The sequence below is a fragment of the Streptomyces sp. NPDC101160 genome (assembly GCF_044768205.1).
Classification (GTDB): domain Bacteria; phylum Actinomycetota; class Actinomycetes; order Streptomycetales; family Streptomycetaceae; genus Streptomyces.
Genome location: NZ_JBIWPJ010000002.1, coordinates 496,791 through 520,559, shown reverse-complemented (window position 1 = coordinate 520,559; position 23,769 = coordinate 496,791). Strand labels below are relative to the sequence as shown.

The 23,769-nt window shown below is 71.3% G+C and carries 16 protein-coding genes and 1 pseudogene; 7 read left to right on the top strand and 10 right to left on the bottom strand.

Annotated elements, in window-relative coordinates:
- Window positions 1-18 precede the first annotated feature (18 nt).
- A complete protein-coding gene (gene ligD, locus ACIRSU_RS07925; protein WP_403789853.1) occupies window positions 19-948 on the top strand; it encodes a non-homologous end-joining DNA ligase in 930 nt (309 codons plus the stop codon).
- Between the two features lie 5 nt (window positions 949-953).
- Window positions 954-1,325, top strand: coding sequence for a hypothetical protein (locus ACIRSU_RS07920; RefSeq protein ID WP_403789852.1), 372 nt, complete (start codon window positions 954-956; stop codon window positions 1,323-1,325).
- A gap of 11 nt (window positions 1,326-1,336) precedes the next feature.
- On the opposite strand, the pseudogene ACIRSU_RS07915 reads toward ACIRSU_RS07920, so the two are convergent.
- The 3 genes and pseudogenes from ACIRSU_RS07915 to ACIRSU_RS07905 form a co-directional block, all read right to left on the bottom strand.
- Window positions 1,337-1,834 (bottom strand): annotated as a pseudogene (locus tag ACIRSU_RS07915) (Ku protein); the annotation flags it as partial.
- Between the two features lie 49 nt (window positions 1,835-1,883).
- Window positions 1,884-2,309 (bottom strand): YkvA family protein, encoded by a 426-nt coding sequence (locus ACIRSU_RS07910; protein WP_403789851.1) that lies wholly within the window; start codon window positions 2,307-2,309, stop codon window positions 1,884-1,886.
- Window positions 2,310-2,322: 13 nt separating this feature from the next.
- A complete protein-coding gene (locus tag ACIRSU_RS07905; RefSeq protein WP_403789850.1) occupies window positions 2,323-2,934 on the bottom strand; it encodes a Chromate resistance protein ChrB in 612 nt (203 codons plus the stop codon).
- A gap of 90 nt (window positions 2,935-3,024) precedes the next feature.
- On the opposite strand from ACIRSU_RS07905, the gene ACIRSU_RS07900 reads away from it, so the two are divergent.
- Entirely contained in the window at window positions 3,025-3,771 is a 747-nt protein-coding gene (locus ACIRSU_RS07900; RefSeq protein WP_403789849.1) for a phosphatase PAP2 family protein, read from the top strand.
- A gap of 30 nt (window positions 3,772-3,801) precedes the next feature.
- Here ACIRSU_RS07900 and ACIRSU_RS07895 read toward each other — a convergent pair whose 3' ends face one another.
- Complete coding sequence (locus ACIRSU_RS07895; protein WP_403789848.1) at window positions 3,802-4,521, bottom strand: TetR/AcrR family transcriptional regulator; 720 nt, start codon at window positions 4,519-4,521, stop codon at window positions 3,802-3,804.
- Between the two features lie 94 nt (window positions 4,522-4,615).
- On the opposite strand from ACIRSU_RS07895, the gene ACIRSU_RS07890 reads away from it, so the two are divergent.
- From ACIRSU_RS07890 to ACIRSU_RS07880, 3 genes are read left to right on the top strand one after another with little or no spacing between them, the layout of a single operon-like run.
- Window positions 4,616-4,969, top strand: a complete 354-nt coding sequence (locus ACIRSU_RS07890; protein WP_403789847.1) for a darcynin family protein — start codon at window positions 4,616-4,618, stop codon at window positions 4,967-4,969.
- Window positions 4,966-5,409 carry a hypothetical protein gene (locus ACIRSU_RS07885; protein WP_403789846.1) on the top strand — a complete coding sequence of 148 codons (444 nt, stop codon included), beginning with the start codon at window positions 4,966-4,968 and terminating at the stop codon, window positions 5,407-5,409. Before ACIRSU_RS07890 ends, ACIRSU_RS07885 begins: the two co-directional genes overlap by 4 nt.
- On the top strand, window positions 5,406-6,965 hold the full coding sequence (locus ACIRSU_RS07880) for a multicopper oxidase family protein (RefSeq protein ID WP_403789845.1): 1,560 nt from the start codon (window positions 5,406-5,408) through the stop codon (window positions 6,963-6,965). Before ACIRSU_RS07885 ends, ACIRSU_RS07880 begins: the two co-directional genes overlap by 4 nt.
- 3 nt (window positions 6,966-6,968) lie before the next feature.
- Here ACIRSU_RS07880 and ACIRSU_RS07875 read toward each other — a convergent pair whose 3' ends face one another.
- The 6 genes from ACIRSU_RS07875 to ACIRSU_RS07850 all read right to left on the bottom strand — a co-directional run bounded on the left by ACIRSU_RS07875 (window position 6,969) and on the right by ACIRSU_RS07850 (window position 16,288).
- Window positions 6,969-7,526 carry a hypothetical protein gene (locus ACIRSU_RS07875; RefSeq protein WP_403789844.1) on the bottom strand — a complete coding sequence of 186 codons (558 nt, stop codon included), beginning with the start codon at window positions 7,524-7,526 and terminating at the stop codon, window positions 6,969-6,971.
- Entirely contained in the window at window positions 7,523-7,978 is a 456-nt protein-coding gene (locus ACIRSU_RS07870; RefSeq protein WP_403789843.1) for a Ku protein, read from the bottom strand. The genes ACIRSU_RS07875 and ACIRSU_RS07870 overlap by 4 nt, the downstream gene beginning before the upstream one ends.
- Before the next feature lie 62 nt (window positions 7,979-8,040).
- On the bottom strand, window positions 8,041-10,302 hold the full coding sequence (locus ACIRSU_RS07865) for a tyrosine-type recombinase/integrase (RefSeq protein ID WP_403789842.1): 2,262 nt from the start codon (window positions 10,300-10,302) through the stop codon (window positions 8,041-8,043).
- A 162-nt stretch (window positions 10,303-10,464) separates the two neighbouring features.
- A complete protein-coding gene (locus tag ACIRSU_RS07860) occupies window positions 10,465-10,806 on the bottom strand; it encodes a tyrosine-type recombinase/integrase (RefSeq protein WP_403790213.1) in 342 nt (113 codons plus the stop codon).
- A gap of 6 nt (window positions 10,807-10,812) precedes the next feature.
- Window positions 10,813-11,718 carry a site-specific integrase gene (locus tag ACIRSU_RS07855; protein ID WP_403789841.1) on the bottom strand — a complete coding sequence of 302 codons (906 nt, stop codon included), beginning with the start codon at window positions 11,716-11,718 and terminating at the stop codon, window positions 10,813-10,815.
- 223 nt (window positions 11,719-11,941) lie between these two features.
- Window positions 11,942-16,288, bottom strand: a complete 4,347-nt coding sequence (locus ACIRSU_RS07850) for a ricin-type beta-trefoil lectin domain protein (protein WP_403789840.1) — start codon at window positions 16,286-16,288, stop codon at window positions 11,942-11,944.
- Window positions 16,289-16,669: 381 nt separating this feature from the next.
- Between ACIRSU_RS07850 and ACIRSU_RS07845 the strand changes: the two genes are divergently transcribed.
- Window positions 16,670-23,659, top strand: coding sequence for a ricin-type beta-trefoil lectin domain protein (locus ACIRSU_RS07845; RefSeq protein ID WP_403789839.1), 6,990 nt, complete (start codon window positions 16,670-16,672; stop codon window positions 23,657-23,659).
- Window positions 23,660-23,769: the final 110 nt, after the last annotated feature.

Below are 23,769 nucleotides of genomic sequence, written 5' to 3'. Positions count from 1 at the left end.
AAACAAGGAGGACGGCTCATGACGGCGGAACTCCGGATCGGGCGGCGGACGGTCGAGCTGGCCCGCCCGCGCAAGGTGCTCTTCCCGGACGACGGCATCACCAAGGCCGATCTGGCCGACTACTACCAGCGGGTGGCCGCGCGGATGCTGCCGCACCTGCGCGGGCGCCCGCTGATGCTGGAGCGGCACCCGGACGGCATCGACGACTCCGGTTTCATGCAGAAGGACATCCCCGGCCACTTCCCCGACTGGGTGGCCCATGCGGAGCTGCCCAAGGAGGACGGGACCGTCGACTACGTGCTGTGCGAGGACACCGCCTCGCTGGTCTATCTGGCCGGCCAGGCCTGCGTCACCCCGCACCGCTGGCTCTCCCGCGCCGACCGGCCCGACCACCCGGACCGCCTCGTCCTCGACCTCGACCCGGCGGACGGCGAGGACTTCGCCACCGTGCGGCGGGCCGCGCGGCGGCTGCGCGCGCTCCTCGACGAGCTCGATCTGCCGTCGCAGGTGATGACGACCGGTTCGCGCGGCCTGCACGTGGTGGTGCCGCTGCAGCGCCGGGACACCTTCGACGAGGTACGGGCCTTCGGCCGTGAGCTGGCGGGTCTCCTCGCCGCACGGTATCCGGACGAGCTGACGACCGAGGTACGCCGACGGGCCCGGCGCGGGCGGCTCTACCTGGACGTCCAGCGCAACGGGTACGGCCAGACGGCCGTGGCCCCGTACGCCGTCCGCGCCCGGCCCGGCGCTCCCGTCGCCGCCCCGCTGGACTGGGCGGAGCTGGACGATCCCGGCCTCACCGCGCGCCGCTGGACCCTCGCCGACGCCGGCCGGCTCGCCGACCGGGACCCGTGGGACACCCCGCGCGGGCGGTCCGCGAAGGCGGCGCACCGACGGCTCGACGCCCTGCGCGAGGACGAGGGCACGGGCCCGGGCGAAGGAGGCTGAGCACCATGGCACGCGTGACGGTGGAAGGCAGCGAGGTCGTCGTCCGGCTGGGCCTGCGCGAGACGCTCGTCGCGCGCCGGCGCACGATCCGGTTCCCGGTGTCGACGCTGCGCGAGGTCGGCGTCGAGACCAGCTGGTGGCGGGTGCTGCGCGGCGAGGCGGGCCGGGGCCTGTGGCTGCCGGGCCGCTGCGTGGGGCTCCGGCACGGCCCGGACGGCACCGACTTCGTCGCGGTGCACGCCGAAGGCCCCGCGCTCTGGATGGACCTCTCCCCCGAGGCGCCGTTCAGCCGCGTGTCCGTCTCCGCCCCGGAGCCGGAGACGACCGAACGCGCGCTGCGCGTCTACATGCCGGCGGAACCGCCTCTGGAGCCCTAGGGGGCTTCCTTGAGGGCTGGGACCTCCTCGTGGGGGTCGCGGATCTCGTCGGCCCAGTGCAGCGTGTGCAGCTTGAGGATGCCGTCGTCGGAGGTGAGGGCGACGAGGTACTCGCGCCCGCGCATCACGAAAGTGGCCACGCCGGCCCGGCCGCTCTCCGCCAGGGCGCGTTCGAGGACGGCATAGACCTTCGCGTACTCCTTGCCCTTGGGGCCGAGGTAGTAGGTCCGGTCGAAGAAGACCGGGTCGATCGCGTCCAGCTCGACGAACCCGCTGATCTCCAGCGTCCGTGAGCGGCCCGGTGCGATGTCGTCGAGTTCCTCGGGTTCCACGACGACGTACTCGTCGCCGGTGTCGAAGCCCTTGACGATGTCCTCGGCGGCGACCTCCTCGCCGGTGCGCTCGTTCACCCGCCGGTTGCGGATCCGGTCGGCGGTGCCGCGCTGCAGCTGGTGGAAGCGGAGGGTGTGCGCGGCGGTCGCGGTGTGGATGCCGACGGGCACGCTCACCTTCTCTGAACTGAACCGCTAGCGGCCGGTGCTCGGCGACGCCGGGCGCTTAGGAGGCGTCGGAGGTCTCGCTCGTGTTGTGGAGTCTGGTGAGGCGGGCGAGGGCGGTGAAGCCGTCGTCGGTGCCGGGCCAGTGGGCGCGTACGGCGTCGATGCCGGCTCGGCGGACGACGGCGCGGAGGGTGAAGGCGACGATGATGGCGTCGTCGGCGTAGCCGATGACGGGGAGGAAGTCGGGGATGAGGTCGATGGGCAGCGCCAGGTAGGCCATGAGCAGCCCGAGGCGGACCCGGACGCCTCGCGGCAGGGTCTTGTCGGCGGCCAGCCTGCGCAGCAGCCGGACCAGGTCCGGCAGGAGGCGCATCGCCTCGGCGAGCAGGGCGCCCTTGGGGCGGACGATGAGCAGGGCGATGAGCAGGGCCAGCCAGGTGGCGAGCAGGCCGGCGCCAATCGCGAGGAGTATGTCCCACCACATGTGATGCTCCGGGTTAGTCGAGGGCGCGCAGCCGTGCCGATGCGGGCAGTTCAGGCTTGGTCGTGAGGTGTTCGCCGGCCTGGGCTGCGATCGCGGTGTCCTCGAACGCGGCGAGCGCCGTGCGGCACCGCTCCACCGCCTCCCGTGCCGCTGCGGCGCCGGAGGCGTGGAAGTAGTCGCGGGCGGCGATCTTGGCGAGCCACTTGTCGAATCGTTCGAGGTCGGCTTCGGACTCCTCGACCTCGGCGTAGGTGGCGTTGCCTCGGGCGGTCTCCTTCTCCAGCTCGGCCAGGAGATCGGGGGCCCGTTCGACAACCTCGCCGTACTCGGTGTCCCGCTCGGCGTTGAACTCCGCCACCAGGTGGGCGTACTCCGTCGGGTCGGTAACGTCGACGGTGATCTGCCGCGCGGTGCCGCCGTCGGTACGCACGGAGGCGAGAAGGCGGGCGACCTGGCGGCGCACGGCGTCGAGGTCGGGCAGCAGGCACACCGACTGCTGGAGGTAGAGCGCGCCCAGGGAGCGCAGCTTGCGCCAGACCCGTACGCGGGTGGCGGCGGGGGCGTCGGCGGTGCTGACCGATACCAGCAGGAACCGTCCCCCGGGTACCGTCGTCTCACTGGTCATGTAACGACCGTAACATTCGGCCTGAAACTCAGAGTACGCCGGGCTCTGGCGGGTCCGGCTGCCGGCACCACCTCGGAGGTCTTTTCGTCGATGATCCACACCCAGGCCGGGCCGCCGCGCCTTCCCACCGTCCGCGAGGCCGGCACGGCCGCGGCTGCCGTCGTCGCGCTGACCGCCGTCCTCGCCCTGTTCGTGAAGGTCGCCGACCTGCTGGCCGAACGGCACGCCGGCCTGCTCGACCACACGGTCCTCAGCGAGGCCGTTGAACACCGCAGCAGCGCGATGACCGTGTTCATGGAGGCCGTCAGCACCGCCGCCGAGATCCCGCTGCTGGTCGCGGCCGTGCTTCTGGCGTGCGCCGTCGCCTGGCAGGGCCGCAGCTGGCGGCCGCTGGTAGTCACCGGCGGCGCCGGTGGCCTGTCGGTGCTGCTGGCCACCCTCGTCAAGGAGGTCGCGACCCGTACCCGCCCGCCGCTGGCCACCGCCGTCGTCCAGGAGACTGGCTTCTCCTTCCCCTCCCGCCACACCACCGTCGCCACCGCCCTGCTGCTCGTGATGGCCTACCTCGCCGCCCGCCGGGCCCGCTCCCGCAAGACGTCCGTCTTGTGGTGGGTGGCGGCGCTGGCCCTGTCGGGGCTGGTGGCCTCCAGCCGCGTGTACCTGGGCGTGCACTGGGCCACCGACGTCACCGCCGGCTTCGCCCTCGGTGCCGCGGCCGCCCTCGCCTTCGTTACCGCCGACCTCGGCTACGGCATGCTCCGGCGCGCGCGGGGCGAGCAGAGCAGCACCCGCTCCGCGGCTGAGCCGACAGCGCGTTCACGCAGTCGCCGCCGCTGACCTCGCCCGGCAGAGCGACCCGGCTGACGGCTACGCGGCCGGGTCGCCCAGCGCGGCGAGGATCTCGCCTACGGTGCGCTCGAAGAGCGGCTCCGCATCGGTGAGGGCGAAGTCGAGGTGCCCGAAGACCTCCACCGCGACCGCCCCGTACAGCCGCGCCCAGCAGCTGACGAAGACGTAGATCACCTCCAGCGGTACTGGCTCGCCCCCCAGGTGCTCGCGCACCTCCTCCAGCTGCACGATCCACTCGGGGGAGAGGTCGGCGGGGGCCTGGATCGTGCCGCGCTGCCAGAGCCGGACCATCAGGCCGAGGATGACCGAGCCGAAGCGCCAGCTGGGGTCGTGGGCGGCGGCCCCCGGCGTGGTGTCGGCATCCGGCACGGGTTTGGCGAAGAGCAGGGCGAACTCGCGGGGGTGGGCCAGCGCCCACCGGCGCAGCCCGCGGCAGACCTCGCGCAGCTGCCGCCCGGGCTCATCGGCCGGCCCTACCTCGCGCGCCGCAGCCAGGGCTTCGGCGAGCTCGTCGTACAGGTGCGAGACCAGGGCCTGGACCAGCTCCCGGTGGCCGGCGTAGTAGCGGTACAGGCCCGGTGCGGTCAGGCTCATTTCGCGGGCCACCGCCCGTACGGTCACCGCCTCCGGTCCTTCCTCGACCAGCAGCCGTCGCGCGATGCGCATGGAGTCGGCCAGCGCCTCCTCGCGGACGCGGTGGCGACGTCGGGCCGCCGTGGTTCCCGGAGTGTCCGTCATGGCCGTCGGCCTGCCCTCCACTTGACAAAGTTAACAGGTATCACTTTAGCTCCCCATCAGAGTTAACGCTGTAAACAATTGCTCTGGGGGGCTCATGAACCACGGGATCGTGCTGACGTACACGCTCACGCCGCGCTGGCTGGGACTGTCGCGGGCTGAGCGCAGCGCGATGCGCGCCACGCACATCGAGCCGATCTTCGCGGCGTACGCGGACCGGATCACGGCCCGCTTCTTCGACGCCGAGGCCTTCAACGGGAAGATGTCCGACTTCGCCGTCCTGGAGACCGAGGACCTGGGCGCGTACTACTTCCTCATCGAGGCCCTGCGCGACACCCCGCTCATCAGCGGCGGCTACCTCGTCCTCGGCGAGATCCTCATCGGGGTACAAGACGGTTTCCAGGCGTACGAGCGCACGCTCGCCGCGGCGCAGACCGGGGCCCGCGCATGAGCGGCTACGACAGCCGCGGGCGGCGGTGGCCGGTGCGCCTGATGCGGGCCACGGCCGTACTGGTGCTCCTGGACACCCTCGCGCAGGCGGCGCTGGCCGGCCTGTTCGTCACCGGCGACCTCGACCTGCTGGTCTGGCACTCGGCCAACGCCGACATCCTCGCCGCCCTCACCCTCCTCCAGGCAGCGGCCGCCGCAGCCGTGTGGCGCCGGCTCGGCGGGCCCGCATGGCCGCTCGCAGCCAGCATCGCGCTGGCCGCGCTCGTCGGCGCGCAGCAGGCGCTCGGAGAGGCTCGGGTGCTGGCCGCACACATGCCGCTCGGCATGGCGATCTTCGGCCGTGCCGCCGCGATGGTCTGCTGGGCCTTCACCTACTGCCCCCGCCCCCGCCCCCGCCGGACGGAGCAGGAACGCCCGGAACCGGTGGAGGTGGCCCAGTGAGCCAGCGTCTGCGCCCGCCCGCTCCCGGCCGGCGCGCCTTCCTCGGGCTGGCCGCAGCAGGGGCTGCGATGACCCTCGGCGCGGCGGGCTTCTCCCGGCTTGCCGGCGCGGCCACGGGGCGCGTGCTGGCGAGCACGGCGCCCCTGCCCCCCGCCCCGTTCGCGGTGCCGCTGCCGATTCCGCCGACCGCACGCCCCGCGCGGACCGAAGACGGCGCGGACGTCTACGAACTGGAGCAGCGTGAAGGCCAGGCCCGGATCCTGCCCGGGCTCACCACCACGGTCTGGGGGTACGACGGCATCTTCCCCGGCCCCACCATCACCGCCCGCTCCGGACGCCGCACCAAGGTGCGCGTCCACAACAACCTGACCGTCCCCACCGTCACCCACCTCCACGGCGGCATCACCCCGCCGGACTCCGACGGCTACCCCACCGACCTGCTCCTGCCCACCCGCTGCGCGCCCGGCCAGAGCCGTCCGCACGCGGGGGATGCTCACGGCGGGCAGACCACCGTTGCCTACCGCACGTACGACTACCCGGTGCCGCAGCAGGCGGCCACGCTCTGGTACCACGACCACCGCATGGACCACAGCGCCCCCCAGGTCTGGCGCGGCCTGGCCGGCTTCTTCCTCATCACCGACGACGAGGAGGACCGCCTCCCGCTCCCACGCGGCGACCGCGACATCCCACTCATGCTCTGTGACCGCTCCTTCAACGAAGACGGCTCCTTCCGCTACCCCGACCACGCCCACGACACCTTCCCCGACGGCGTCCTCGGCGACGTCCAGCTCGTCAACGGCGCACCCTGGCCCCTGCTGGAGGTCTCAGGCTGCCGGTACCGCCTCCGCCTCCTCAACGGCTCCAACGCCCGCCGCTACCAGCTGCGCCTGGACGTCGAAGGCGGCGGCCGCGGCCGCTTCGTCCACATCGGCAGCGACGGCGGCCTCCTGCCCGCACCCCAGCACCTGGACGCCATCGACCTCGCGCCCGGGGAACGCTTCGACGTCATCGTCGACTTCGCCGACCACCCCGTCGGCAGCCGCATCACCCTGCGCAACACCGCCGGCCAGGGCCCGATGCGCGACGTCATGCGCTTCGACGTCGTACGAGCTGCCCGGGACTCCACCCGCGTGCCGGCCCGCCTCTCCAACCGCTTCGAAGCCCTCACGCCCACCGAGGGCATGCCGGTCCGCACCTTCGACTTCCGCCGCACCAGTAGCGGCGACGACCAGCAGATGTGGACCATCAACGGCAAGCCGTTCCACCCCGACACCGTGCTGGCCTGCCCCCGCCTGGGCAGCGTGGAACGCTGGCGCTTCAGCAGCGACTTCCACCACCCCGTCCACGTCCACCTCGCCCAATTCCAGGTCATCGCTCGCGGCGGGCACCCAGCCGACGCCATGGACGCCGGCTGGAAGGACACCGTGGACGTACGCCCCTATGAGGTCGTGGAGGCCCTCGTCCGCTTCACCGGCTACAAGGGCCGCTACATGCTCCACTGCCACAACCTCGAACACGAGGACATGGCCATGATGGGCACCTTCCAGGTCACCTGACCCTCAAGGCCGTCCACGGCGGGTGTGGGCGAGGGCGTCGGCGAGCTGGTCGTGGGTCATGGAGGAGCGGCCCTCGATCCCCGCGGCCGTGGCCTTCTTGTACAGCTCGGCCTTCGTGAGCTCCTTCAGCGGCCGGCGGCCGTTGCTGCTCGTGGCCCGCTTCTTCGCTCCGGTCTTCTTCTCGTCGCGGGTGGCGCGGGCGGCACCGGTGGCGGCCTTCTCGCCGGGGTCCTTTGGACTGCGGGCGCGCTCGACGCTGGCCCGCAGGGCCTCCATGAGGTCCACGACGCCGGTGGCCTTCGGTGCGGCCTCGGCCTTCTCGACGGTCTCGCCGGCGGCCTTGGCCTTGATCAGCGCCTTGACCTTCTCCTGGAAGGTGTCGTGGAAGGCCTCGGGGTCCCAGTCGGTGGAGAGGGCGTCGATCAGCTGGGTGGCCATCTTCACCTCGGCGGCCGTCGCCTGCGTCTTGCCCGGCAGGTCGGGGATCTCCTGGTGGGGGTCGCGGATCTCGTCGGCCCAGTGCAGGGTGTGCAGGGTCAGCAGGTCGTCCTCCGCCTTCACGCGACGAGGTACTCGCGGCCGCGCATGACGAAGGTCACGATGCCGGCCTTGTTCGACTCGGTGAGCGCGCGTTCCAGCAGCCCGTAGATCTTGCTGTACTGCTCGCCGCGGGGGCCGAGGTAGTACGTCTTGTCGAAGAAGATCGGGTCGACCGCGTCGAGGTCGACGAAGCCGGTGATCTCGATGGCCTTGGAGCGGCCGGGCGCGATGTCGTCGAGCTCGGCCGGCTCGACGATCACGTACTGCTCGCCGGTGTCGTAGCCCTTGACGATCTCCCCGAGGTCGACCTCGTCGCCAGTGCGCTCGTTGATCCGCTTGTTGCGGATCCGGTCGGCGGTGCCCCGCTGGAGCTGGTGGAAGCGGATCGTGTGGCTGTCGGTTGCGGTGTAGAGCGCGCTCGGTAGGGAGACGAGTCCGAAGCTGACGACCCCTGTCCATACGGGTCTGGCCATCCTGGATCACCACCTTGGCCTGCTGTGCCGTGCTTCCCGCTTCTTCCCTGCCTGCGCTCTGATCACCCGTGCCGGTCCGCTCTCGGCGTGGGCAGGCCGAGCAGGACGGGCCCGCGCGCCGCCGAGTCGATCTGGCCGATCTTGGATTCGGCGCCGACCAGGCTGACGCGCAGGCCCTCGATCTCGCCGAGCCAGCCCTCGCGCTCAGCTTCGGCGATCCGGTCGAGGAGGTTGTCGCGGATCTCCACGAGCCGGCCGCGCTGGGCGGGGTCGGGGCGCAGGAGAGAACAGCGCACGCATGCGTGTTCATGGATGCAGGCGGTGCCGTAGGCGCGGGCGCAGGTGCCGACGGAAAGTTTGCGGCGTTCGAAGTGGCCGAGGAAGTCCTCCCACTCGGCGTCCGTGGGGGTGCGGTACTCCTCGGCGGGGCGCAGGGTGCGGCGGCGGGTGATGAAGGCCCGGTGGGCTTCGATGGTCTCGGTGGGGTAGACCGCGTTGTAGCCCATGGTGGTGTTGATGTCGGAGTGGCCGACGATGACCTGGGCGATGTGGGGTGGCAGGCCGGAGCGGATGGCGTCGGTGATGAACATCCGCCGGAAGTCGTGGGGGGCGAAGTCCAGGGCTGGACCACTGGTGTCGGTGAGGCCGATGAAGTCGAGGACCTCTCCTAGGGCTTTTCGGATCAGCTCGCCGGTCATCCGGGAGCGCTCTCCGGCCCAGTCCCATTGGAAAAGCAGTGGAGCGGGCGGGCTCCAGGTGCGCTCCTCGTAGTCGTAGGCGGCCAGCAGGGGGATGGTGCCAGTTTTCGGGTCGCGGACCCGGCGGATGACGGCGGAGAGGATGTCGGCGAGTTCGGGGCTGACCAGCAGGACTCGCTCTTGGTCGGTCTTGGAGGGGGCGATCTGGAGGAGGGGGACGATCTCGCCGGTCGTGGGGAGCCGGTACTGGACCAGGGCGTGGTGGCTGGCCTCCAGCATCTCCTCGATGCGGGCGCCGGTGTGGCGCAGGAACTCCACCGCCGCCCAGGCCCAGAACGCGCGGTGCTCGGCGAGGTCGAAGTAGATGAGCTTGCCGGCTGCGTTACGGGCGCTGTCGGCGCCGTGTCTGGTGCGGACGAAGGTCGCGCCGGCGACGGTGAAGGTCGCGCCGCGCGGTACGGCTCGCAGGGCTTCGAGGCAGGCCAGGCGGTGGCGGTGGTGGTCGAGTGCGGCCCGTGCGAAGGTTTCCAGGGCCGGCAGCCGTTCGCGGGTGCGCTGGTCCATGCGGGCCTTGATCCGTTTGGTGCGCTTGCCGTTCAAGGTCTCCGCTTCCTTGATCGGGCACGGGGCCGCCCAGGGTCCCCAGCGGGCCGGCTCCTCCGCCGCCCAGCGTGCAATATCGAGGTAGAGCGCGCGGACGGACATCAGCACGATGGCCTGGTCCGCCCGCTCGACCACCGTCTCCTCCACCGTGCCGTCCAGTCGCCGACGGCGCTGGATTCGGGTCCGCAGACGTTCCTTCCACGCGGCTGCCACTTCCGAAGGAAGGTCAAGAGAGGCGATGCCGGGGTGGTGCCGTTCCAGGTCTGACCAGAAGTTCCTGGTCAGATGGCGGGCAAGGCCGTCCAGCGAGGCGTAGTCCAGTCGGGGCCGACGCTCTTCCAGGTAGTCGATCAGCAGCCCGCGCACAGGTACGCACGCCACACCGTGCCGGTCCACCAGCTGCTCGGTGGTGAGCTGGCCGGTGACCCGGCCGAGCAGCCGCAGCGTCGCCGGTGCGTCGGACGGCAGATCGCCGAGCTCCCGCAGCCACGAGTAGAACAGGCTGCTCCCGCCCTCGCCCCGTACGAGCGTGTGGTGCTCGATCGCGTCGCCGACGGTGATGTCCGCCAGAGCTCCGCCCTTGGCGAGGAGAATCCGGGCCAGTGCCCGGCGAGCCTTGCCGGCGCCGAGCTCCTCCCAGCGCTTCGGGCCGACGTGTGCCTTCAGCCGTGCGTATCCGGCAGGATCACGGACCTCCTCGACGAAGTCCCGCAGATGGTTGCTGCTGTGGCCGGCCAGCCAGGCCACCGGGAGCCGCAGCACGTCAGCTCCGGCTAGCAACAGCAGACCCGACAAAACCGTCGACCGCCGCTTCACCTCGGTGACCGAGGAGACCCAGATGTGCCCATGATCGGCCCATCCGCGCGCGGACACCGCCGCGGGGGAGGCCTCCCACCGCTCCTGCCAGCTGCTCCCGGAGAAGGTGGCCAGCCAGGTGAGGATCGCACGTGCCCCCGTGAGCCGGTACCAGCGCGTGTTGACGCTGGCCCCGACGTACGGCGCGAGCTGGAGTGCGGCGAGCACCTCGTCCGCGGGACCTGCACGTCATCGGCCACCGCGTCCCGGCTGCACGGGCGGGGAACCGGGCGCGGGCCTGCTCCAGGGGCCCGCCTGCGGCCTGGGGCACTGGCGCCCGCTCTCCGGGGCCGGCGACGGGCGTGCCCGTGAGGTGCCGGACGCGTGCCGTCACCAGCCTCCTCCGAACAGATCGTTGAGGGCCTCGGGCCGATACCCGGCCGCGGGCACTGCGGGGATGCGTGCCAGCCGCTCCTGGCGTAGATGATGGGCCCGCACGGCCTCGACGATCTCGTCGCGACCGGCCGGCACATAGATCTGCGTGGTGGTCAGGTGGGCGTGGCCAAGGACCCATTGCACGTCCGTCAACGCCAGCTCCGGGTCCCGGGCCATCCGGTACGCGGCCGTGTGCCGCAGGTCGTGAAGGGTCCAGTTCGCCCCGAGCAGGGCGTTCGCGCGGTTCAGCATCGCCCGGGCGGCGTGATAGTTCAGCGGCCGAAACGGCCGCCGCAGTGTCCACTACAACGGCGCCGCCGGATCCCGTGGCGTCCCGGCCCGCCACGACTCCTCCTGGTAGAGCCTCAACCACACGAACGCGTCCGGAGACGACGGAAGCTGCTGATAGGCCCGCGTGCCCTTCCGGACCACCCCCAGCAGCTGATCGCCGGGCAGCGGATCCCGCTGCCGGCTCGTCAACAGCTCCTCCGCCCGGGCACCGTTGGAGACCCAGAACGCCAGCAGAGCCCGGTCCCGGTTGTACTTCAGAGCGGCAAACAGCTCATTGAACCGGTGATCCGGAATCCGCCGCGGCAACCGAGTCGGCACCGACGGCCGGTAGCGACCACCGCTCGGCACCCGGAAGGAGCGCCCTGAGCCTGGTGGACGGCGGCGACCCCGGCCGTCGGGGAACGGATTGATGATCGGGCCAGTCCCCTCGTCCAGGTGGAAGGCGTAGAACGACCTCAGTACCGCCTCGCTGTGCACCCGCGTCCTGGCCGAGTACATCGGCCCCGGCGCGGCTCGGCCGGTCACCGTATTCGGCAGGCCTACCAGAGGCTGTGCCGGAGGGGGCGTGGAAGCTGCCTGGGAGCGTCGGCGCCAGTGGACGCGGACCGGCTTCGGCGCGAGCTGCATCCACCGGGCGAAGTCCCGGGCATCCACTCGCGTCACCCGATCCCACGCCAGCCCCCAGCCGGCCAGGAACCGCCACCACCGCAGCAGGTCCATCCCGTACGACCGGACCGTTGCCGGTGGCCGTCCACAGGCTTGGAGCTCATTAAAGAACCGCTCCACTGGCTCCACCACGGCCCCGGCCGCATCCAGCAGCACGTACGGCCGCGCCGGGTCCGCCGACCCCACCAACCCACCCGATTCCGGCAGCATGAAGCCGACCAGATCCCGGGCGGAACCACCCGTCTCAAGCATGGCCGGGAAGCTAGCAGAAACCCCATCTGACCTGCGAATACACCCTTGCTAGTTCAGTCAACGGGACAGACCGAAGCTCAGCACACCGGTCCAGACCGGTCGGGCCATCCCGATCACCGCCAACCGCCGAGGCACACGCACGTCACGCCCCTCCGACACGCGAATGCCCGCCCGCCCCGTCCGGAAACGGGGCGGGCGGGCGATTGCGCGACCTCGCGGGGCCCTACGGATTGACCGGCAGCGCGGGCGTGAAGATCGCCGGAACGCTCCACTGCTGCGCCGGGGTGCCGTTGCAGTCGAACAGCTGGAACACGGTGCCCCAGGTGCGGTTGGCCCAGGGCACGTCGAGGCAGCGTCCCGACTGCGGGTTGTAGATCGAGCCGTCGGCGCGCGGCTGCCACTGCTGGCCGCCCTCGCCCAGGCACTGCCAGAAGATCACGGCGCTCTGCGACGCGGTCTGGTTGCCGCTGACCGCGACGCAGTGGCCCTGCTGGGTCAGCGTGCCGTTGGCGTTGAGGCTGAGCTTCTGCGCGTCGGAGCCGTTGCAGCCCCACAGCTGGGGGTGCATGCCGTTGCCACTGTTGTTGTTCGGCGCGTCCACGCAGATGTCGGGGGACGCGGCGAAGCGGATCGGGCTGTCGGCCGTGGTGGCCTGCGGGATGTAGCCCTGGTAGACGGCGAGGTTGCTGATCCGGCCGGCCAGCCAGGAGCTCGGCTGACTCTGGTACTTGTACCGGCCCATGACGAGCTGGCCGCTCGGCGCCGGGCTGGTGCTCGCCGGGTGGTAGGCGCTGGCGGCGAGCCGGCCGTTGACGTACAGGCTCATGGCGCCCGTGGTGGCGTTGTACGTCGCCGTCAGCTGGGTCCAGGCACCGGCCTTGAACGCGTTGGCCGCGTTGGCCGTGGCGGTGTAGTCGTACGACCAGCCGTCGTCGTCGCTGCGGGCCAGCGCGAAGCGCCAGCCGTTGGCGTCCGCCCAGAGCATGAAGGCGCTGCCGTGGAGCATGTCCTGGCTGACGATCACGCCGTCCGGCTTGTCGAGCTTCGCCCAGGTGCTGACGGTGAAGCTCTGCCGGGTGTCGACGATCTTGTTCGGCGCCGTGATGGTCGACTTCAGCGTGTCGCTGAGAACGGCCACGTTGACCGTCCGTCCGTCGACGGTGTCCTGGGCGTAGCTGATACCCGCCGAGGTGCCGTCACTGCCTGCCGGTACGGACTTGGTGTCGCCCTCCAGGCGCCACTGCACGGTCGGCGCCTGGGTGTTGCCGCGCAGGTGCTCGCCGGTGAAGCCGTTCACCGCGCCGGCGTTCACCGTGCCCGCCCAGGCGTGCAGCGTGCCGGCGGAGTCCAGGGCCCAGAAGTCCGGCACGCCGTCGTCGGTGACGTCGCCGTCGGAGCCGACGCGCGGGTATCCGGTGCCGGTGATGCCGTAGCCGATGCGGGCCGTGGGCTGCGCCGTGACGCCGGTGAACACGGTGTACGTGACGCCCAGGACGTCGTCGGTGCGGGTGCCGGTGGTGAGCTTGTACTGGAAGATGTCGCCACCGGTGCGGTTGCGCACCCACAGCGCCGGGGCGGTGTCGGCCGTGGTGGCGGTGGACAGGTCCAGGGTGTTGCCCGGGATCATCAGGTCCTTGTCGTCCCAGTCGCCGGTGCCGGACACGAGGGACGGCGGGGCGAGCGTCTGGTTGGACTTGACCGGGTAGAACCAGAGGTTGCCGGCCTCGACGGCGAGCAGACCAGTGGCGTCGGAGACCTTGCGGCTCGGCGTGCGCGAGGTGCCCGCCGGGCCGGTCGGGGTGATCTGGCTGGAGTACTGCCAGGTGCCGACGTTGCGGTAACCGGTGCAGGAGCTCGCGTACGCGGGGTCGCAGTCCGGCTTGTCGACGGTGTGCTTGGTGCCGAGGGTGAAGCGTCCCGGGTTGGACAGCGTGTTGTCGTAGACGAACAGGTCGGACCCGCCGGACGCGCCGACCGAGGCGGGCTCGCGGTGGACGAAGAGGTCGTCGACGTTGCGGCCCGGGTCGAGGGAGCCGCGGTGCGCGATCCGGTAGTCCTTCCAGGTGCGTCCGGAGCTCACCTCGGGCGCCTGCAGGGCGGTCGCGGCGGTGCCGCTGGGCACGTAGCTCGCGGTGCTGCCGTCGGTGGCGCGGCCGTGGGTGACCAGGTTGCCGTTGTTGTCCGGGATCAGGATGTCGGGCCGGGCGTCACCGGTGGTGTCTCCGAAGGCGACCGGTCCGTCCTTCCACGGCACGTAGAAGGCGTACGAGAGGGTCTGGGAGGCGTTGCCGGCCTCGTCGAGGACCCGTGCGTAGACGATGTTGGTGCCCCAGTGGGTGGGCTTGACGCTGATGCTGCTCGCGGAGAGCGGGCCGCCGCAGGTCTGCTGGGCGCCGGCGAGCTGCGGGTCGAAGCTCCACTGGACGCAGGCCAGGCCCGAGGAGCGCAGTCCGGCGCCGGGGCTCGGGTCGGACGCGGAGATCGGGATGGAGCCGGTGTCGCCGAGGCGCAGGTTGGTGATCTGGCCGTTGCCGGCCGGCGGGTACTGGGTGTTGGGGTCGGTGAACTGGCCGAAGGACATCACCGGCGGGGTCATGTCGACGGCGAAGTGGCACGTGGTGCTGGACGGACCGCGCAGCAGGCCGTCGTCGCCGTGGGTGGCCCAGGCGTAGTTGTGGCCGTTCTGGAGGGTGCCGACCGGCACGGAGTACGTGGCCTCGGACCAGTTCGGCACGAAGCCGGACCAGCCCTGGTGCGCGGTCGCGTTCGCGGTCTCGTCCCAGAGGTCGATCCACTCGGTGAGCTGGCCCTGGTTGGGGCTGCTGACCCGGGAGATCAGGTCGGTGTGGGTGTCGGTGACCCAGCCGTACGAGGTGCTGGGCACCGAGCCGCAGGCCTGGGTGTCACCGGCGACGACGCGCCGCGGGACCGGGTTGGCGCGCAGGTTGTCCGGGGTGTTGGGCGGGAAGTCGTACTCGGTGCTGAGCGTGGCGTTGTAGTTGAACCGCTTGAAGCCCATCTTGTCGCCGGAGCCCTCGTTGCCGCGCAGGGCGAAGGCGATCGGCTTGCTGGTGTCGCGGATCGCGTCCCGCATGGCGCCGGTGACGTTGAAGTCGACGGGGATGTCGTTGTAGCAGGCGGAGTTGGTGCCGTTGCCGGGCACCCACTTGCCGTCCAGCCAGTCCCCGACCACGTGGTTGTTCCAGGACACCGATCCGTCGAACGCGCCTGCCCGGTAGACGTTCACGGGGTACGTCGTGGAGCAGGACCAGTCCGAGGAGATGTACTGGTTGACGCGCAGGTTGGCGTAGTTGATGGTCGAGCCGTAGTACCCGTTGATGTCGAACTCGAACAGGGCGCGCTCGATGCCGTACGGGGACTCCCAGCCCTGGTAGCCCGATCCGGGGTGGTCCCGGTCGTTGGAGCCGGAGCGGTCGAAGTTGCTGGTGCCGGGCCAGGCCTGCATGACCCAGGCGTGGTGCTGCTTGCCGCGGGAGTCGCGCGACCAGTCCGGGTCGATGTAGACGGGGTAGCTGGTGTCCGCGCCGTCGAGCAGGTCCATGCTGGGGGCCAGGGCGATGGCGCCGTGGCCCTTGCCGGCCGTGCCGGTCACCTTCGCCTTGGTGACGGGGATCTTGGCGACGGTGGCGCGGGCGCCGGGCCCTTCGGGGCTGCTCAGGCCGTCGATGGCGCCGTTGGTCTTGTCGACAGGCGCGGCGGCGTCCATGTCGGCGTTCTTGCTGCCGCGCACGCCCGGGTGCCGGGCCTCCTTCGCGGACCACATGATCGGCGCGGGCGAGCGGAAGACGGTGTCACGGCCGTGGGCGGCGGTGAGGTTGCCGTCCTTGTCCTTGGCGAGGTCGAGGCCCTTGGTCTCCGTGGGGAACACCATGTTCCGTACCGCCGGGTTGGCGGCGGCGGTCGGGCTGCGCAGGATCACGACGGTGCCGTAGCCGCCCCACTTGGTGGCGGTGACCTTCAGGTCGGTGTCGGGCGCCACGTTCTCGAAGAGGGCGCCGTTGCCGCTGAGGACCGGCTTGGGCAGCGCGCCGGGGAACGGCGAGGAGACGGCGAGCTGTTGGCCGTCCTCGGTGGTCATGGTGGCCAGCGGGCCGGTGCCGCCGCCGGAGATCACGAGGCCGGAGTCGGCGGCCTTCGGGGCCACGGTGCCGTCGGCGCGGGTGACCAGGGTGTCGTCGAGGGCGACCCAGCCGCCGTCCTCGCCCTTCATGCGCTGGGCTTCGAGGCTGCGCTCGGTGCGCAGCTTGCCCTGGGGCGTGACGACCGTGGTGCTGAACTCGTCGGTGAGTTCGGGGACCTGGACGTCCTTGCCGGTCTTGGCGGCCTTCAGCTTCGCCTTCTCCGCGGCAGTGCGGGCCGCCGTCGGCTTCGGGCGCCCGGCGCTCCCCCGGGAGGGGGCGGGAGCGGCCGGGGAGGCCGACGGATCGGGATGGGGCGACGGCGCGGCCAGCGCCGTGTAGGGCGTGGCGGCCAGCATCGCGGCCGATATCGCCAGGACTGCGGCGGCCGCGACCGGCCGTCTCAGTCCGGCTCTTGGTGCAGTGGACATGCCTCTGTACTCCCCCATGCATGTGCGTGGTCCCGGCGCATGGCGCGCAGAGATCGGGGGCACTTTGGCAGGACATGGTCAACGATCAAAATTCGCCACGCTGGCCCGTGTCCATCTTGTGCCCAGCCTTCACGAATTGCACACACTGTGATCTAGAACACGTCCAAATTTCAACTGCTCATGGGATACGGGCGGTTGTGGCGACTGCTACCTTCCCGTCCGATTGTGCCGTCGCTCAGTCGGACCGGCGGCCCACCACTACTTTCGACTTTCAACGGGGGATGAGCGATGCCTCGCTTTGGCATGCGCCGAACCGGGCGACTTTCACGGAGACGGGCGACCGTTCCGCTGATCGTGGCCCTTGCGGCGTCCCTTCTGGCAGTGCCGGCGGCCCAGGCCGCTCCGGCGAAGCCGGACTTCGACAGAATCTGGCAGCCGCCGAAGACACCGCTGCCGCACACCGCCTCGATATCCGGGACCACGGCGAAGAAGCGCCACCCGGTGGCCCCGCCGTACGCGGTGCCGAAGCGCGCCACGGCGGCTCCCGGCGTGCCGGCCGTCACCGCGCTGAGCGGCACCGCGCTGCCCACGACGGCCCCGGCCCGCGCCGGCCGGCTCCCCGTCTGGGTCGGCCCCGCGACGAAGGCGTCCAAGGCCCCGCTGCCCGCGGTGACCGTCGTACGCAGCGACAGCAGGGCGGCCCGCGCCGCCGGCGTGCACGGCCTGCTGTTCTCGGTCGCCGCGGTCGACGCCGCGACCGGCCGGGACGCGCACGGCACGGTGCCGGTCAGGGTCGGCCTCGACCTGGCCGAGCTCCAGCGCGCCACCGGCGGCCAGTTCGCCGCGCGCGGCCGCCTGGTGGCGCTGCCCGCGTGTGCCGCGACCACTCCCGAGCTGGCGTCCTGCCGGGTCCGCACCCCGCTGGCCGCCCACTACGACAAGGCCACCGGCCGGCTGACGGCCGACCTCGCGGTGCCGGCCGTGGCGCCCGCACCCGCCCGGGTCACCGGCGGCGGGGCCCAGTCGCCGCTCCTCGCGTCGGCTGGTGGCGCGAGCGCCCCGATGCTGCTCGCCGCCGAGACCGGCTCCTCCGGCGGTGGCGGCGACTACAAGGCGTCCGGTCTGAACCCGTCCTCGGCCTGGGCCGCCGGCGGCTCCTCGGGCGCGCTGACCTACAGCTACCCGTTCCAGCTGCCGCCGGGCCTCGGCGGCCAGCCGCCGTCCCTCGCGCTCGGCTACGACTCCTCCTCCGTGGACGGCCGCACCTCCGCCACCAACGCCCAGGCGTCCTGGGTCGGCGACGGCTGGGACCTCAACCCCGGCTTCATCGAGCGCACCTACAAGCCCTGCGACAAGGCGGGCATCACCCACTCCGGTGACCTGTGCTGGGGCGGCTTCAACGCGAGCCTCTCGCTCGGCGGTCACTCCGGACAGCTCGTCCGGGTCGCCACCGGCGCGGCCGGCAGCGACGCGGCGACCGGTGTGTGGCGGCTGAAGAACGACGACGGCACGAAGATCGAGTTCGGCTCGGGCGCCGCCAACGGCGTCCAGGACGGGGCCTACGCCAAGGTCACCGACACCGCCGGCACCGTCTACTACTTCGGCGTCAACCACCTGCCCGGCGGCGACAAGAGCGACGCGGCGGCGAACTCCGTCTCCGCCGTGCCGGTGTACTCCCCCAAGTCCGGCGACCCGTGCTACGACTCGGCCAAGGGCAACGCCTCCTGGTGCACCATGTGGCAGCGGCTCCAGCTGGACTACGTCGTCGACGTCCACGGCAACCTGACGACGTACACCTGGGCCCCCGAGACCAACTACTACGCGCGCGGCGGCGGCCAGAACCCGGGCGCCGGCACGCTCACCGCGTACACCCGCGCCAACACCCTGGCCTCCGTCGCGTACGGGCAGCGCCTGTCCGACCAGGTCGCGGCCAAGGGCGGCCTCCAGCCCGCCGTCCGGGTGACGCTCGGCACCGCCGAGCGCTGCGTCGACACGACCGCCTGCGACCCCTCACAGCGCACCGAGGCGAACAAGAACAACTGGCCCGACGTCCCGGTCGACCAGGAGTGCAAGAGCTCCGGCACCTGCTCCAACCTCTCGCCGACGTTCTTCACCACCCGCCGGCTGGCCACCGTGCTGACCCAGGTCCGGGTGAACAACGCCTGGCAGGACGTGGACTCCTACGTCCTGAAGCACTCCTTCCCCGACCCGAAGGACGCCACCAGCCAGAAGGCCCTGTGGCTCGACTCGGTCCAGCGCACCGGCAAGGCCGGCAGCCCGGAGATCGCGCTGCCCGCGGTGACGTTCGTCCCCGTGATGCTCGCCAACCGGGTCGACGGCACCGACCTCGTCCCCGCGCCGCCGCTGATGGACCGGCCGCGCATCCAGCAGATCAAGAACGAGACCGGTGGCGTCCTCAACGTCGACTACAACCTGCCGGCCTGCTCCCGCCTCAACCATGTGATGCCGCCCGCCGAGGACGACAACACCATGGCCTGCTACCCGGTCCGCTGGACCCCGCCCGGCTCGGTCGTCGGCTCGGACCCCGTGCTCGACTGGTTCAACCACTACACCGTCGCCTCGCTCACCGAGAACGACACCACGACCGACGCACCGCAGAAGATCACCGGCTACGCCTACGGACCGGCCGGCTGGCACCGGGACGACAGCGAGTTCACCGACCCCAAGTCCCGTACCTGGGGCGAGTTCCGCGGCTTCGCCACCGTGACCGCCACCACCGGCAGCGGCGGCGACGGCCCCAAGTCACAGGTGCGCACCACCTACCGGCAGGGCATGAACGGTGACGTCCGCAAGGACGGCTCCACCCGCAGCGTCCAGCTCACCGACGCCCTCGGCCGGTCGGTCACCGACCAGGACTGGCTCAGCGGCCAGACACTCCAGACCGAGACGTACGACCAGGCGGGCGGCAGCGTCGTCAGCCGCAGCGTCAACGGCGCCTCGGGCGAGGTGGCCACCGCCACCCAGACGCGTTCCGGTCTGCCGGACCTCGTCGCCCGCTACGGCGCCACCACGACCACCGTCACCGCCCAGGGCAAGAAGGCCGACGGCACCTGGCGCTCCACGGTCACCACCACGACCACCGACTCCGCGCACAACAACCGCGCCGTCACCACCCTGGAGCAGGCCGAGGGCCTGCCGGACATGTGCTCGCGCCTCGACTACGCCGCCGGGCCCGACCCGCAGGTCACCGGCCTGGTGAAGGAGAAGCTCGTCGTCTCCGGTACGGACGCCTGCACCGCGGGCGCGGCGGCCGCCAACACCGTCGCCCGGACCCGTACCTCCTACGACAACCTGCCGTTCGGGCAGGCCGCCGCCACCGGCGACGCGACGAAGCAGGAGATCCTGGACCGGTACCAGACGGACGGCACGCCCCTCTTCGTGCCGACCGCGACCACGACCTACGACGCCTACGGCCGGACCGCGACGGTCACGGACCCGAACAGCAAGGACAACCAGCACCCGAACGGCGCCGTCACCACGACGACCTACACGCCCACCGCGACCGGTGAGCTGCCGGCCACGCTGACGGTCGCCTCCCCGGTGCCCGGCTCGACGAGCACCTGGGACAGCGTCACCACGATGGACGTCCGGCGCAACCTGCCGCTGACCGTCAAGGACCAGAACCTCAAGACGACCACCGAGACGTACGACGCGCTCGGCCGGCTCACCGCCGTCTGGCTCCCCGGCCGCACCCCCGCGGCCAACCCGAACGCCGACATGACCTTCGGGTACGGGGTCTCCAACCAGGCCGGCGTCCCGTCGACGACGACCACCAACAAGCTGACGAAGGACGGCGACACGCCGGTCTACGTCAAGAGCGTCGACATCCTCGACGGCTTCGCCCGCACCCGGCAGACGCAGACGTCACCCGCCAACCCCGCCTACACCGGCCGGCTGGTCTCCGACACACTGCTCGACTCGCAGGGCCGCACGCGGACGTCCAACGCGCCCTGGTACAACGACGCGTCGGGCCCGACCGGCACGCTGCTGCCCTCGGCGGAGGGCAGCATCCCGTCACAGACCCGCACCACCTACGACGGCCTGGGCCGCGCGGTGGTCACCGCGTCCTGGTCGAACAACGTGGAGCAGTCCCGTACGACGACCGACTACAAGGGCGTCGACCGGACCGACGTCGTACCGCCGAAGGGCTCGGCGCCGACCACGACCCTCACCGACGGCCGCGGGCACACCACGGAGCTGTGGCAGTACACCACCCCCACCGCCACGGGCCTGCCGGCCGACGCCACGGTCACGCGCTACACGTACACGGTCGACGGCAACCCGCTCACCCGTAAGGACGCGGCGGGCAACACCTGGTCGTACGGCTACGACCAGCGCGGCCGTCAGATCACCGCGACCGACCCCGACACCGGTACGACCACGCAGACGTGGGACGCCGCCGGACGGCTCGGCAGCACCACCAACGGCAAGGGCCAGACGGTCACCTTCACCTACGACCTGATCGGCCGGAAGGCCGGCATGTTCGACGGCACCGCCACCACCACCGACAAGCAGCTCGCGGCGTGGACCTTCGACACCGCGACGGCCGGCAAGGGCAAGCCCGCCTCCTCGACGCGGTATGTCGGCGGCACCGGCGGCCAGGCCTACACCACCACGATCAAGGGGTACGACGACGGCTACCGCGTCACCGGATCCACGGTGAGCATCCCCGGCGCCGACGCCGGACTGGCCTCCGGCACGTTCACGTACACGACCAGCACCGTCTACGACAAGATCACCGGCAACCCGAAGGAGACGGTGCTCCCGGCGGTCGGCGGGCTCCCGCTCGACGACATCGTGTACTCGTACAACGACTACGGCCAGATGTTCAAGTACGCGGGCGCGACGACGTACGACACGCAGTCGGAGTACGACGCCTTCGGACGTCCGGTCCGTTCGACCGTCAACCCGTGGGCCTCGCAGGTCGTCGCCACCACGGACTTCGACCAGGCCACCGGCCGGGTGAAGCAGCAGCTCGTCGACAAGCAGACGTCCACCACGGGCGCCGTCCAGCAGACCGGCTACACCTACAACGACTCCGGCCAGGTCACCTCGATCACCGGCATCGCCGACAACACCCCGTCCCAGACCGACCGCCAGTGCTTCACCTACGACGCGCTCGGCCGGCTCGCGACGGCCTGGACCGACAACGGCGGCCTGGCGGCCTCCGAGACCGGACAGACCCAGGACCAAGGCGGCTGCGCCACCACGGCGCCGACGGCCGCGAACATCGGCGGGCCGGCACCGTACTGGCAGGACTACGGCTACGACCTGACCGGCAACCGCACCAGGCAGGTCAGCCACGACCCGGCCGGTGACACCACCAAGGACGTGACGACCACCCAGACGTTCAACGCTCCGGGCACCGTCAACACCCCGACCACCGCGCCCACCACGGGCGGCGGGACGGGCGGCCCGCACGCCCTGCTCACCTCGACCGCCAAGACGGCGACGACCACCAACACCGACAACTTCCAGTACGACGCGGTCGGCAACACCACGTCCTTCCGCGCCGGCAAGGCCGGCACCAGCAGCCTGAACTGGAACAGCGAGGGCAAGCTCGCCTCGCTGACCACCGCCGCCCAGATCAAGGGCATCGGCGGCAAGTGCATGGACATGCAGGGCGGCAGCACCAGCAACGGCAACCCGGTGCAGATCTACACCTGCAACACCGGCGCGGGCCAGAAGTTCGCCACCGCCGGCGACCGGCTCTCCAACGGCAACAAGTGCCTGCAGGCCATGGGCACCGCCGCCGGCTCGCCGGTCCAGATCCAGCCCTGTGACGGCACCACCGCCCAGACCTGGACGGCGCGCACCGACACCACCTTCTACAACCCCGCCTCCGGCCGCTGCCTCGCCGTCCCCGGCGACGTCACCACCGACGGCACCGACCTCGTCATCGGCGACTGCGCCACCACGGTGCCCGCCGGACAGAAGTGGACCGTCCCCGACACGAGGACGACCTACGTCTACGACGCGGACGGCAACCAGCTCGTCCGCCGCAACCCGGGCAAGACCACGATCACCCTCGGCTCCGACGAGCTGACCGTGGACACCACCTCCGCCACCAGGCCGCAGCCGCAGACCGGCGTCCGCTACTACCCGATCCCCGGCGGCATGACCATCGTCCGCACGGGCGCGGGCACCGCCGCGGGCGCGTTCGTCGTCCAGGTCGCCGACCACCACGGCACCAACGGCCTCAGCATCGACCTGTCGACGCTGGCCGCCACCCGGCGCCCCAGCGACCCCTTCGGCAACGCCCGCGGCACCCAGCCGTCGGCGTGGGCCGGCGACAAGGGCTTCGTCGGCGGCACCAAGGACACGGCGACGGCCCTGACCAACCTCGGGGCACGCCAGTACCTGCCCACCGCGGGCCGCTTCATCAGCACCGACCCGCTGTTCGACGGCAACGACCCGCAGAGCTGGAACGGCTACGCGTACGCGGACAACAACCCGGTCACCAACACCGACCCGGACGGGAAGATGTGCCTGCACGGTTCGCCGGGCGGCGGTCATGACGGAGTCTGCGCGGGAGTGAAGACCACCGCGGAACACTTCGGCGACACCGATGGTGTCATCGGCGACGGCTCCAACAACTGCACCCAGTCGTACTGCATGGACGACGCGCTGCGCATGGAGGACGCCGCCGACGAGGCCGGCCAGTGGAACGTGGCTCCGGGCCAGCCCCTCTTCGGCCACTCGGGCCACATGTCGGCGAGCAAGAAGGCCTACAACCAGGCCCGCAAGGCCGAGCGCGCCGCCAAGGAGAGGGCCGCCTCGCGTCTGCTCGGCGCGGCACGCTGGAAGATCGCCGAGGACTACATGTACGAGGAGATCATGCGGAACCTGCGGTCCGGCGCCTTCGGGAAGATGTACACCGGTCTCCACGAGGACGAGTCGAACCCGGTGGCCGGTGCCGGCGGATGGCTGGTCGCCTCCGGCATCTGGGTGGCCGAGGTCCGCGCCGGTGCCGAGTGGGACCACAAGCCGAAGCTGAAGAAGATGATGGGCCTGTCGACTTCTTCGGACTACTTCTTCACGGTACCCGGCGGCGAGGACGAGGCGTTCTACGACGTCTGGTCGAACGTCCACTACGGCTTCGTCGGCGCGGCAGCCGGTTTCGAAAAGGACTACCTGGAGGGCGGTGCCGACGCGTCGTTCCCGGGCGCGAGCATCCTCGTCGGCGGGAACGACGCCGGTGACCGGGCCAGCGTCCGCCAGGGCATCGAGATGTTCAAGCAGTACGGCACGGGCATGACCCGGGAGCAGTTCCACCAGGGCATGCTCGACACCATCGCCGCCATGAAGGGGGCCGGCGCCACCGACCAGGTCCGCCCCGCGAAGGGCTGACCCGGCACTCTCACCCACGAAACGGGCGGGGGGGGGGGGGGGCGGCCCCCGCCCCCCGCTTCTCTGCAGTCGGCGCACATCGGCTTCTCGTCGTACGTCCGGATCGCCCG